This is a genomic window from Candidatus Marivariicella sp., assembly GCF_983056325.1.
On sequence record NZ_CEZOWA010000018.1, the window covers coordinates 6432 to 19384 of the forward strand.

The following is a 12953-nucleotide window of genomic DNA, read 5'->3' on the forward strand; positions in this document are numbered from 1 at the left end:
AACGTTGGTGATATTCAAAATGCATCTATTAATGCTGACTTCACCCTTACTGTATTCGATCAGCCAAACGAAAGTGAAACTGCCTCTGGAACTACAGGTAGAATTCAAAAGAATCAGTCTTACAAACGATTCACTAATCCTAGATTTAAAAGTCAAATGGAAGTTGGTAAATGGAAAGTTCGTAAAAAGATAACAGGTGGTGCAGATGCAGATCTTTTTGAAATAAATCAAGAAGAAGAAACTGGCGGACCAGAGGCTAGAGGATCAGTTAATATGATTGATGTTTTAGACTTTAGAACACCTCCTGATTTTGAGAATCCTCAGGATCATAATAAGGATAATGTTTACGAAGTTATCGTTGAACTGATTAATGAAGACGATGGAGAATCTGAGATTCCAGTTATTGTTAATCAAAGAGAGATATCTGTTCCAGAGAATGACGCAAAAACTGTTGAAATTCAGTCAATTGGGGCATCACCTGCTCAGGATACAGATTTAGATGGGATAGCCGATGTAATCGATAACAGTCCATTATATCCAAACGCCAACCAAGCCGATGCTGATGGAGATGGTGTTGGAGATGTAACGGATGACGACGATCAAGATGGTGTTTGGAATCCAAATGATGGATGTGCTAATACTACTCTTGGGGACAGAGTCGATATTTATGGGTGTGCAATATTTTATTTACCAACCAATAATTTTTCAATAACTAAATCAGAAAAATGTATTGGTACAAATACAATATCTATTGCATCCGCTCGAGCAGATCTTGATTATACAGTGACCGTATCAGGAGCCATTTCACAAACAACAAGTTTCAGTGGATCCACATATGATATTGAAAATCTGTCGGCTGGAACCTATTCAGTTTGTTTAACTGTTGACGGAGTAGCATCATCTGTATACCAACGTTGTTATAGTATGACTATCACTGAACCTCAACCCCTAAGTGTTTTTAGTATTACAGATCCAGGAAATAACTCTGTAACATTTAACCTAGATGGAGGGATGATTTATAACGTCACTCACAATGGTATCACTACTCAGACTAAAGAATCTACTTATACAGTTTCTTTAAAATCAGGTATGAATACTATAGATATCAATACCGGTATAGGTTGTCAGGGTGAGTTTGGAACAACCTACTTCAACTCAAGTCCAGTTGACTTAGCGCCTAATCCATTTAGAAGTTCCGTAAAACTATATGTTGGAGGAGACGACGAAGCATTGTCGGTAAGTGTATTTAACATGGTTGGAAACCAAGTTTTAACAATGGATAAAGTATTGGAGTTTGGTTCAAGAACAATAGAGGTAAATACCACATCTTTAATGTCAGGAACGTATTTAATAAAAATTAACGGAGCAACAACTCAACAAACATTTGTTGCAATAAAACAGTAGAAAAAATGAAACGTATATTTATATCAATATTTAGTTTTTTAATAATTATTAGTTGTGGAGGTGGAGGTGGAGATGATCCTGTTTCTCCCCCTGTAATCAACCCTCCAACGCCCCCTGTTGTTGTGATTTTACAACCTGGAGCACCCGCTCTGTCGTTCCCTGCAAACAATGAACCTTGTCAGGATGGAACTTCGATTAATGACTCTCAAAGTGAGGTTAATTTCCAATGGGGAGCTTCTGCTAATACTAACAATTATGTTTTAACCATTACTAATTTAGCTACTAATGCAGAATTAACATTTAATTCATCAAATGCAAATAAAGTAGTTGCATTATCTAAATCTGACCCATATAGATGGAGTGTAACCGCTCAGGGTGAAACTGGATCAACTCCTGCTCAAAGTCCTTTGTGGAAATTTTATTTAGCCGGAGATGCTCAAGTAAATTATGCGCCGTTTCCCCCAGATTTACTTTCTCCAAAATCAGGATCAAATGTCTTTTCAGTCAATAATGAGGTTACTCTTACTTGGGGAGCTTCTGATGTGGATAACGACCTAACTACTTATGAAGTGTATTTTGACAATGTTGACGGGTCAACTCTTCTTGGTTCTTATGCTCACTCATCAGAAACAAGTAGTACGGCGGTAAGTGTTTCAGACAACACATTGTATTACTGGAAAGTCATTGCAATTGATGCCAATGAAAACCAGAGCGATTCGGGAGTTTATACCTTTAGAGTTCAATAGTTTTTTTAGGATAAGAATATTTTAAAATTTTGTATTACATTTATAAAGGCTTGATTTTAACTCAGGCCTTTTTAAGTATAAAATCTCTATGAAATGAAAACAAGCGAAAAGTATTGGAAAAAAAACTTGACTTATCTTAAATATTTACTTTTCATTTGGTTTATTGTATCCTTTGGAGCAGGAATAATATTTAAAGACTTTTTAAACGCATATAGCCTTGGTGGGTTTCCTCTTGGTTTTTGGTTTTCACAACAAGGATCTGTTTACGTCTTTGTAGTATTAATTTTTGTTTATGTATACCTAATGAATAAATTGGATAAAGAGCACGGATATGAAGATTAACCAATTTAATAAATTCAAATAATAAATTATGAGTGTTCAATTATGGACCTACTTACTAGTAGGTATTACGTTTGCATTATATATTGGAATAGCTATATGGTCTAGGGCTTCATCGACTAAGGAGTTTTATGTGGCCGGAGGAGGAATCTCTCCATTGGCAAATGGAATGGCAACAGCTGCTGACTGGATGTCTGCAGCATCATTTATTTCAATGGCAGGATTGATTTCATTTCTCGGCTATGATGGTGGGGTGTATATAATGGGATGGACAGGAGGATATGTTCTTTTAGCTCTTTTACTCGCTCCATACCTTCGGAAATTTGGGAAATTTACTGTTCCTGACTTTATAGGGGAAAGATATTATTCTAATACTGCTAGAGTTGTTGCAGTCATATGTGCTCTACTTGTATCTTTCACATATGTCGCAGGACAAATGAGGGGGGTTGGTGTCGTATTTTCAAGGTTTCTTGAGGTTGATATTAATACAGGGGTTATAATTGGAATGGTTATAGTTCTTTTTTACGCTGTTTTGGGAGGAATGAAAGGGATTACATATACGCAAGTTGCTCAATATTGTGTTCTAATTTTTGCCTTTATGGTTCCTGCAATATTTATATCATTTCAAATGACAGGAAGTCTTGTTCCACAAATAGGAATGGGATCTACATTGAACGATGGATCTGGAGTGTATGTTTTAGATAAGTTAAACTCTATAAACACAGAGTTAGGATTTAATAAATACACAGACGGAAGTAAATCTCTTTTAGATATTATTGCTATTACCTGTGCTCTAATGGTTGGAACTGCTGGATTACCCCATGTTATTGTTAGATTTTTTACAGTTAAAAAGGTAAGCGATGCAAGAAAATCTGCTGGTTTAGCACTGCTTTTTATAGCTATTTTATATACCGCAGCTCCGGCAGTATCCGTATTTTCAAGAATAAATCTTATCTCCACAGTCAAAGACAATCCCTATTCCTCCATGCCAAAATGGTTTAGTAATTGGGAACAAACTGGTTTGTTAAAGTTTAATGATAAAAATAACGATGGAAATATTCAATATTTAGCAGATCCAAATCTAAATGAATTGTATGTTGATCCAGATATAATGGTGTTGGCTAATCCTGAAATAGCTGACTTACCACCCTGGGTAATAGGCCTTGTTGCTGCTGGTGGCTTAGCAGCTGCATTGTCAACTGCTGCAGGTCTATTACTAGTCATTTCATCATCGATTTCTCATGATTTAATAAAAAATATCATTAATCCAAACATCACTGACAAGGGAGAATTATGGGCAGCGAGAATTTCTGCAACATTTGCTGTGGTAATAGCAGGATATTTTGGGATTAACCCTCCTGATTTTGTTGCTGCGGTTGTTGCTTTAGCTTTTGGTCTTGCAGCAGCATCTTTTTTTCCTGCAATAATTCTTGGAATTTTTTATAAAAAAATGAATAAAGAAGGAGCAATAACAGGAATGATAGTCGGAATGCTTTTCATGTTATTTTACATTTTAAAATTTAAATTTGGAGTTTTTGATGGTGGTAAATCAGCAGTTCAAGGTCTAACTGATAAATGGTGGTTTGGGGTTTCTCCTGAAGGTTTTGGTGCAATTGCTATGGTGTTTAACTTTCTTTCTGCACTAATAGTAAACAGATTCACGCCCCCACCTCCTTTGGAAGTTCAGCAAATAGTTGAAAATATTAGGATTCCATCTGGGGTTGCACCAGCAAATAATCACTAATTTTATTAATTAAATTTTTTTTAAATGTCTAATTATAATATAAATAGTCCAGAAGATTATAAAAGGATTTATGAGGAATCAATAAATCAACCTGAAAAATTCTGGAATGATTTAGCTAAAGAAAATTTCAAATGGCAAAAACATTGGGATGCAGTTTTAAATTGGGATTTTCAAAAACCAGAAATTAAATGGTTTGAAGGTGCAAAACTCAATATAACTGAAAATTGTTTAGACAGACACCTGGCAGATAAAGCTAAAAAGACAGCTATCATTTTTGAACCAAATGATCCTAAAGATAAACCAGAGCAAATTTCATATGAGTCTCTCTATCATAGAGTAAATAAAATGGCGAATGTTCTAAAGAACGAAGGAGTTCAAAAAGGAGATAGGGTTTGTATTTATTTACCAATGATTCCAGAACTTGCGATTAGCGTATTGGCATGCGCAAGAATTGGCGCAGTCCATTCTGTAGTTTTTGCAGGATTTTCCGCAACTGCATTGTCAACAAGAATCAATGATTGCAATTGTAAAATTGTCTTGACTTCAGACGGTTCTTTCAGAGGGAATAAAACACTAGACCTAAAAAAAATAGTTGATACGGCATTAATTGAATGCCCTCAAGTTTTATCAGTTTTAGTTGTCGAAAGAACTAAAACACAAATACATTTACAAAAAGGGAGGGATTACTTAATAGAACCATTATTGGAGGAAGCAAGTGACGAATGTCCGATAGAAATTATGGATTCCGAAGATCCTCTTTTTGTTTTGTATACATCTGGTTCTACGGGAAAACCAAAAGGCATGGTTCATTCATCTGCAGGTTATATGGTCGGATCTGCATACACATTTAAAAATATTTTTCAATATCAAGAGGAAGATATATATTGGTGTACGGCTGATATTGGCTGGATTACAGGACACTCTTATATAGTTTATGGACCTTTATTAAATGGAGCAACAACTCTTATGTTTGAGGGAGTCCCTTCATTTCCAGATTATGGTCGTTTTTGGGAAATAGTTGAAAAGCATAAAGTCAATCAATTTTATACTGCACCTACAGCAATTAGAGCATTGGCAAAAGAGTCTATAGATCTCGTAAATAAGCATGACCTATCATCCATCAAAGTGTTAGGATCTGTGGGTGAACCAATTAACGAAGAGGCATGGAACTGGTATAATAAAAATATTGGAAAAAATAAATGTCCAATTGTTGATACATGGTGGCAAACAGAAACAGGATCAATAATGATATCTTCAATTCCAAACGCTATTGAATCCAAACCAACATATGCTACTCTACCGTTTATTGGAATTCAACCAGCTATAATGGACCAAAATGGGGAAGAAATTACAGAAAATGATGCTGAAGGTAGACTTTGCATCAAATATCCCTGGCCCTCAATGGCTAGAACTATTTGGGGAGATCATAAGAGATATAAAGAAACCTATTTTTCATCTTTTGAAAATAAATATTTCACTGGTGACGGATCATATAGAGATGACAAAGGACTATATAGAATTACAGGAAGGGTAGACGATGTTATAATTGTATCAGGACACAACCTTGGAACAGCCCCAATAGAAGATGCAATAAACGAACATAATCTAGTTGCTGAATCGGCTATTATTGGAGTTCCACACGACATAAAAGGAAATTCTTTATTTGGCTACGTGACTTTAAAAAACCCATCAAGTGCATCTTTAGATGAAAGTCTTAAATTAGAAATTAATCAATTAATATCTAAACAAATTGGACCCATTGCAAAATTAGATCGTATTGAATTTGTTTCAGGTCTTCCAAAAACTCGTTCAGGTAAAATCATGAGAAGAATTTTAAGAAAAATTGCACACAATGAAATTGATAACCTTGGAGACATTTCAACCCTTTTAAACCCTGAAATTGTGGATGAAATTATTTCCAAAGTTTTAAGTTGATATTTTGAATAGAACATCTAAATACTTTCAAGAGTTTTTAAAAAGAATTCAAGCAATCAAAAAAGAAGTTAGAGAGGTAAAAACAGGTAAATTTATTGCATATTTAATAGCTCTATTCTTACTCCCGGCTGGATCAATTTTATGCATGGTTGCTCTATATATAAGATTTTTAAAAAAAGACTAATGAAAAAAAGATATCTAATAATTTTAATTTTTTATTCCTCAATTGCAACAGCTCAGTTATCAATAGAGTCGATAGATCTTCCAAAAAAAATTGATGAAACATCTGGACTTGAATATTTCAGAGGACATTTTATTACTCACAACGATTCTGGTGGAAAGTCAAAATTATATTCCTTTACCAGCGAAGGAGACCTTATAAAATCACACAATATTAAAGGTGCAAAAAATAGAGATTGGGAAGAATTAACAGCAGATAACAACTATATATATATATGCGATACAGGGAATAATTATGCTACCAGAAAAGATCTAAAAATTTACAAAGTAGATAAAGACCTTATTCTAAAAGACTCGATTCTAATTAGATACAAGAATCAGAAGAGCTTCAAAAGAAAAAGTAAAAACAGATACGATGCAGAGGCAATCGCCTCGGTAGATAGCATCTTATTATTATTTTCAAAAGACAGAAAAAGATTAACAACACAAGTCTATTCTATTCCAAAAGAGGCAAATAATTACGTTCTTAGTCCTATTGCTGAATTTAAAGTGGATGCGCTTGTCACTGCAGCAGATTATGATCCTATATCAAAAACACTAGCTCTTACTTCCTATACATATGAAGGTGATCAATATTTATACAGGTTCTTGAATTTTGATATTAAAAAAATAAAAAGTTTAAAGTTCGAGAAATTCATTATTCCTGTTAAGCCTGCTCAAATAGAGGCAGTTAAAGTTGAGGATTCATCAACTTTTTGGATTACTTCAGAGGATGAAGGTGAAGGATCACCCCGGCTTTTTAAGGCATGTATTGAATAAACTTTAAATTTAAAAAATGAAAGAAATTAAATTAATTTATCAATTACAAAAAGAGTTCTTTAATTCAAAAAAGACGCTTAATGTAAAATATAGAAAACAATCGTTAAAAAAACTATCCACATCTATTTCTAAGCATGAGCAATCTATTTATAAAGCTTTAATGATGGATCTTGGAAAATCTCATTACGAAAGTTTTTTAAGTGAGATATTATTTGTTCAAAAAGAGATTAAGACAATGCTTAAAAATATTGATTATTGGACTCGACCTAAAAGAGTTTCAGGTTCAATATATAATTTCCCTTCAAAAGATTATGTAATTCCAGATCCTTTTGGATGTATTTTAAACATAAGTCCTTGGAATTATCCTTTTAATTTAGCCTTGGTGCCTGTTGTTGGGGCTGTTGCTGCAGGAAACACTGTGGTTATTAAACCTTCAGAGCATTCTCCTGAAACTAATAAAATACTCATAACCATTATAAAAGAGTCTTTTGATCCAGGACATGTGACTACTGTCATTGGAGATTCAAAAGAAGCTCAGCAACTTTTATCATTGAGATGGGATTTTATTTCTTTTACTGGAAGTACTTCTGTTGGAAAAATTGTTGCAAAAGCAGCAGCAGAATTTTTAACACCTACTATTCTTGAACTTGGTGGAAAAAATCCATGTATAGTTGAAGAATCTTCCAAAATTGAATTAACGGCAAAAAGAATTGTTTGGGGTAAGTTTTTTAATTGTGGTCAAACATGTATTGCTCCTGATTACATTTTAGTGAATTATAAAATAAAAGACAGATTAATTGATGCTTTAAAAAAGGCAATTAAGGATGCTTTTGGAGAAAACCCTCTAGAATCTGAAAGCTATGGTAGATTAGTCAATAAAAACCATTTTGAAAGAATTAATAAAATGCTGAATGGAGCGACAATTGTTTGTGGGGGAGAATCCGATGTTTCAAAAAAGTTTTTTGCACCTACAATTATTCTCGATCAAAACCTAGAAAGCGGGGCTATGCAAGAGGAGATTTTTGGACCAATTCTTCCAATAATAACATATGACAATATTGATGAAGCTTACGAAATAATTAGTCGTTTCGATAAACCTTTAGGAGCGTATATATTCTCAAAAAGTAAAAAAAATATTGAAAGATTTAAAAATGAAATTTCTGCTGGAGCTATAGTTGTTAATGATAGTATTATTCAGTTTATAAACTCAAACCTACCTTTTGGCGGAATAGGAAATAGTGGATTGGGTGCCTATCATGGCGTGCATAGTTTTGATTTATTCACGCATTTTAAACCTTTTATAAAACGAAGTTTTTTCCCAGACCCCTTTTTACGATACGCACCCTACCCAAAAAATTGGGGATGGATAAAAAAGATTTTAAAATATATATAATTCCTACTAATTTTTTGGAATTTTACAGCTACTTACTCCGAATAAACGGTAAGCATAACAATTTCCAGACAAAGCATTGAATAAAAGACCAATCCCAAGAAAACCCGCAAACATAGTCCAAGCTGTTTCTCCAAAAAACAACGGAATTGGAATCAACATGAATGATATTATTACTCTTATTGCACGGTCTTTATTACTCTGATTTTTAATTAAAAATTTAAATTTCATTTTGTAAATATAGACAAACGAATTAGTAGTTATCGATAAACTTGATACCACTGTCTAAAACCGAAGAATTTATGGAGTTTATATATTTTTTTGATATCATCTTTAAATTATTCAACTCAACATTCAATTCTTTTTTAACTTCTTCGAAAAACTCCAAGGATTGATCAGTGGGAGGGTAGTCTCCCCTTTGCGAGTCAGCCATTAAAAAAGCAAGTCGATTGTTTATCCGTATACCATAATTTAAAGGATCTTGTCTGCTTTGATTTTTAGTCATATGAATATTATTCTCAATCACAGACAACTCATTTAAAAACTTATCAATTAATGAATTGATATCTGAATTGTTATTGCTCTTATTTAAAATATAATCAAGATCCTTCCTTGTGTTTCTTATACCTATTATCGCTTGATTTGCTTTTGAAACTTCATCTCTAACATTTAAAAGAAAATTTAGCTGTTTTTCGAAGTCTTCTTGAGTATTATTTAGCCTAGGGTCTTTGATTACTTCGAACTCTTGATCTGTAACTTCCTCATTGTAAGTAAGTTTTATATTATATTTCCCTGGAACAACCTTTGGCCCAACATTAGGTGAAGAATAAAAGACCATCCCTTTGAATGTTTTGAATCCGGGATATCTCATGTCCCAAACTAACCTATTTCCTCCACTTTTAGGTTTTAAAGATTTTATATTATTTCCTGACAAAGCATAATCAATATCGTTTGAGTTGCTTGAAATTGGTTTTACAGAGGATGAAAGTAATTTATCTTTATTGTTAGTGTATGATTTAATTATTCCTCCTTTTTCATCTAATATTTCAATTTTAATAAAGTCATTGTCCTTTAGGTCTTTTATGAAATAATTAATAATTACCCCATTTGGATGATTTTCCCCATTTAACAAACTTCCTGATCCACTCCATCCAGACTGCATTCTGAATGAAATATCTGGTTTGTAAAGATGAGAACTTTTAGAATTTAAATTTTTTGAAAGCTGATGAAGAGGAGTTAGATCGTCAATAATCCAGAATGCCCTTCCATGAGTAGCCACAATCAAATCATTTTCTTTAACATGTAAATCCCTAATTGCTGTGATTGGAAGATTTAACTGAAACGGTTTCCAGCTATTACCATCATCAAATGAGAGATACATCCCCCATTCTGTTCCTGAATATAAAAGTCCAGGTCTTTTTTTATCAGCCCTAATAACACGTGTATAATAATTTTTATTTATTCCTTTAGTAATTAAGGTCCAAGTTTCTCCATAATCGTTTGTTTTATACAAATAAGGGGTATAGTTTCCAAACTTGTAAGAGGTTGCAGCTACATAGGCTTTACCTTTGTCAAAAGTGCTAACATCAATACTGTTTATCATATTTAGTTTAGGAGATATTGTTTCTGGAGGGGTTACATTTTTCCATGTTTTACCTCCATTTTTAGTTACATGAATTAATCCATCATCGCTCCCGGTCCAAATAACATTCTCTTCAATTTCTGATTCAGCAATCGCAAAAATATTAGCATAAAATTCAGCCCCTGTATTATCCTGAGTGATTAGACCTCCAGAAGATTTGATAGTTTCAGGTAAATTTCTTGTTAGATCTCCTGAAATAGTCTCCCATGTTTGACCCTCATTTGTTGTCACATGTAGATAATTAGATCCAGCATATAATTTTTTTGGATTATTGGGACTAAACATGACAGGAAAATTCCAATTGAATCGGTACTTCATTACTTCCGCTCCTGATCCCGCTGGATTATCAGGCCAAACATTAATAGATCTAATCTGATTAATAGTATGGTCTTTTCTCATCATATAACCTTTATAAGTGCCACCATAAACTATATCGTTATTAAGGGGATCTGGAGCAAGATGAGCACTTTCTCCTCCAGCAGTTGATTCCCAGTCATCCTCAGTAATTGCTCTACCTGAAGACCTGTGTCTTATTCTTACTGTACTGTTGTCTTGTTGAGCACCATAGATCCTGTAAGGAAAGGAATTGTCAGTAGTTACTCTATAGAACTGAGAAGTAGGCTGATTATGATAGGTAGTCCAATTTTCCCCTCCGTCATTTGAAACTTGAGCACCACCATCGTCAGCTATTATCATTCTTAAATTATTATTTGGATCTATCCACAAATCATGATGATCCCCATGTGGTGCATTTTTTAACTCAAATGTTTCTCCCCCATCTTTGGAAACACCATAACTTACATTCATAACGTAAATTTTATCTTCATTTTGAGTATCAGCATAGATTCTTGTATAATACCAGGCTCTTTGTCTTAATGCCCTGTTTGAATTCACCTTTCTCCAATTATTTCCTCCATCATCAGAGCGGTATAAACCTCCATCATCTGACTCTATCATTGCCCATATTCTTTTGGAATTAAGAGGTGAAATAGTTAATCCAATCATTCCCCATGGAAACTCGGGTAATCCCTTAAAAGTTGAAATATCTTCCCAACTGTCTCCACCATCAAAGCTTCTAAATATTTTACTATCTAGACCGCCACTATCCATTCTAAAACCATTTCTTTTCATTTCCCATGACGAGGCATATAAAATTCTTGAATTATTAGGATCAATTATAAGATCACCTATCCCTGCTTTATTTGAAATATATAGAATTTTACTCCAAGTTTTACCACCATTTGTTGATCTGTATAATCCTCTTTCTTTATTTGGTTTCCATAAATTTCCTATTACTGCCGCATAAACTATATCAGGGTTAGTTGGGTGGATTCGTATTCTGGAAATATGTTCTGATTTTGGAAGTCCAATATAATTCCAAGTTTCTCCAGCATCTGTGCTCTTCCAAGCTCCTTTTCCTGAAGACACGTTCCCTCTTAAAGTTTGTTCACCTTCACCAACATAAATTATATTCGGATCTGACTCTGAAACAGAAATGACCCCAATAGAACCTCCAAAATATCCGTCACTTATACTTTTCCAAGTATTTCCAGCATCTTTTGATTTCCAAACACCACCTCCAGCTGTTCCCATATAATAGGTCTTATTATCTGATGAAATTCCAGTTGCAGTTCCTGCTCGTCCTCCCCTGAAAGGACCGACTAATCTATAATTTATGGCATTGTATAAACTTTCATTAAATGAAAGTTCCGGATTTTTAAATTTCCTTTTTTGAGAGTGAGAATTATTAGTTATTCCGAATAATAAAACAAAAATATAGAGAAGGGTGTAATTTTTCATTTGTATTTAAATTAAGAAGCAAAAAAATTATTAAGTATTTCTAATTTACAAAAGATTAGTTAAATGCATTTAAAACCAATCAAGATTTTTTTAAAACTAAAAAACACTTTAATATTAGGGTGTTTTTTTGATATCTTTATTTTAGTTATTTCAATTATATGCAATTATCAATTTATCAAGTTGATGCTTTTACAGACTCTGTTTTTGGGGGTAACCCTGCTTGCGTTATTCCTCTTAAAAAGTGGTTAAAAAGTGAAACCCTACTCAAAATAGCTCAAGAAAATTCTGTCCCAGAAACTGCTTTTTTTGTTGAAACAGAAATCGGATTTCATTTGAGATGGTTTACCCCTGAGATTGAGATGGATTTGTGCGGACATGCTACCTTAGCATCTGCTTTTATTATTAAAGAGTATTTAAATTATTCTAAAAAGGAAATAAATTTTAAAACATTAAGCGGAAATTTAAAAGTAACTTCAAAGGATTCTTTATATACACTCGACTTTCCAAGTAGAGATCCTGTTGAAGTTAACTTACCTGTAATCATATCCAAAGCAGTCAGTATACCTCCGGTTAAAACCTTTAAATTCAGAGATTATGTTTTGATTTACAATAATCAAACCGATATTGAAAATATAGTTGTTAACCCTCAAATTTTAAACCAGATAGATCTTAAAACAGGAGGAATCATAGTAACATCTAAAGGAGATTCTGTAGATTTTGTCTCAAGGTTTTTCACCCCAAGATCTAGTGTTCTAGAAGATCCGGTGACTGGATCTGCCCATTGTTCTTTAATACCTTATTGGAGTAAAGTTTTAAATAAAAATAAGATGAAAGCTTTTCAGTTATCAAAAAGAAAAGGTGAGTTGTTCTGCGTAAACAAAGGTGATCGTGTATTGATAAGTGGAAATGCAAAAATCTATTCCAGAGGAATCATATGGATATAATCAATAATTT

General features: G+C 33.4%; 11 protein-coding genes. 9 read left to right on the forward strand and 2 right to left on the reverse strand.

All coding sequences use genetic code 11. The features are described from left to right. From AC3ATN_RS06810 to AC3ATN_RS06845, 8 genes are all read left to right on the forward strand, one after another. Positions 1-1404 (forward strand): T9SS type A sorting domain-containing protein (locus tag AC3ATN_RS06810; RefSeq protein WP_487532518.1); only part of this gene is annotated, 1404 nt, incomplete at its 5' end. A gap of 5 nt (positions 1405-1409) precedes the next feature. Then, positions 1410-2150: a hypothetical protein gene (locus AC3ATN_RS06815; RefSeq protein ID WP_487532519.1), complete on the forward strand. Its 741-nt coding sequence runs from the start codon at positions 1410-1412 to the stop codon at positions 2148-2150. Positions 2151-2243: 93 nt separating this feature from the next. Then, entirely contained in the window at positions 2244-2492 is a 249-nt protein-coding gene (locus AC3ATN_RS06820) for a DUF4212 domain-containing protein (protein WP_487532520.1), read from the forward strand. Between the two features lie 28 nt (positions 2493-2520). Then, positions 2521-4233, forward strand: coding sequence for a sodium:solute symporter family protein (locus tag AC3ATN_RS06825; RefSeq protein WP_487532521.1), 1713 nt, complete (start codon positions 2521-2523; stop codon positions 4231-4233). 24 nt (positions 4234-4257) lie between these two features. Further along, a complete protein-coding gene (gene acs / locus AC3ATN_RS06830; protein ID WP_487532522.1) occupies positions 4258-6168 on the forward strand; it encodes an acetate--CoA ligase in 1911 nt (636 codons plus the stop codon). Positions 6169-6172: 4 nt separating this feature from the next. After that, positions 6173-6352, forward strand: coding sequence for a hypothetical protein (locus tag AC3ATN_RS06835; protein WP_487532523.1), 180 nt, complete (start codon positions 6173-6175; stop codon positions 6350-6352). After that, positions 6352-7167, forward strand: coding sequence for a hypothetical protein (locus tag AC3ATN_RS06840; RefSeq protein WP_487532524.1), 816 nt, complete (start codon positions 6352-6354; stop codon positions 7165-7167). The genes AC3ATN_RS06835 and AC3ATN_RS06840 overlap by 1 nt, the downstream gene beginning before the upstream one ends. Positions 7168-7183: 16 nt before the next feature. After that, complete coding sequence (locus AC3ATN_RS06845) at positions 7184-8560, forward strand: aldehyde dehydrogenase family protein (protein WP_487532525.1); 1377 nt, start codon at positions 7184-7186, stop codon at positions 8558-8560. A 6-nt stretch (positions 8561-8566) separates the two neighbouring features. On the opposite strand, the gene AC3ATN_RS06850 is transcribed toward AC3ATN_RS06845, so the two are convergent. Both AC3ATN_RS06850 and AC3ATN_RS06855 read right to left on the reverse strand, forming a co-directional pair. Beyond that, complete coding sequence (locus tag AC3ATN_RS06850; RefSeq protein ID WP_487532526.1) at positions 8567-8788, reverse strand: YgaP family membrane protein; 222 nt, start codon at positions 8786-8788, stop codon at positions 8567-8569. Positions 8789-8810: 22 nt separating this feature from the next. Further along, entirely contained in the window at positions 8811-11999 is a 3189-nt protein-coding gene (locus tag AC3ATN_RS06855) for a VPS10 domain-containing protein (protein WP_487532527.1), read from the reverse strand. Positions 12000-12157: 158 nt separating this feature from the next. Between AC3ATN_RS06855 and AC3ATN_RS06860 the strand changes: the two genes are divergently transcribed. Then, positions 12158-12943, forward strand: a complete 786-nt coding sequence (locus AC3ATN_RS06860; RefSeq protein WP_487532528.1) for a PhzF family phenazine biosynthesis protein — start codon at positions 12158-12160, stop codon at positions 12941-12943. Positions 12944-12953: the final 10 nt, after the last annotated feature.

Excerpts from the sequence above, each read along its gene's own strand:
- AC3ATN_RS06840 (WP_487532524.1), top strand. The coding sequence starts at position 6,352 with ATGAAAAAAAGATATCTAATAATTTTAATTTTTTATTCCTCAATTGCA.
- AC3ATN_RS06850 (WP_487532526.1), bottom strand. The coding sequence starts at position 8,788 with ATGAAATTTAAATTTTTAATTAAAAATCAGAGTAATAAAGACCGTGCA.
- AC3ATN_RS06820 (WP_487532520.1), top strand. The coding sequence starts at position 2,244 with ATGAAAACAAGCGAAAAGTATTGGAAAAAAAACTTGACTTATCTTAAA.
- AC3ATN_RS06855 (WP_487532527.1), bottom strand. The coding sequence starts at position 11,999 with ATGAAAAATTACACCCTTCTCTATATTTTTGTTTTATTATTCGGAATA.
- AC3ATN_RS06825 (WP_487532521.1), top strand. The coding sequence starts at position 2,521 with ATGAGTGTTCAATTATGGACCTACTTACTAGTAGGTATTACGTTTGCA.
- AC3ATN_RS06845 (WP_487532525.1), top strand. The coding sequence starts at position 7,184 with ATGAAAGAAATTAAATTAATTTATCAATTACAAAAAGAGTTCTTTAAT.
- AC3ATN_RS06815 (WP_487532519.1), top strand. The coding sequence starts at position 1,410 with ATGAAACGTATATTTATATCAATATTTAGTTTTTTAATAATTATTAGT.
- AC3ATN_RS06860 (WP_487532528.1), top strand. The coding sequence starts at position 12,158 with ATGCAATTATCAATTTATCAAGTTGATGCTTTTACAGACTCTGTTTTT.
- acs (WP_487532522.1), top strand. The coding sequence starts at position 4,258 with ATGTCTAATTATAATATAAATAGTCCAGAAGATTATAAAAGGATTTAT.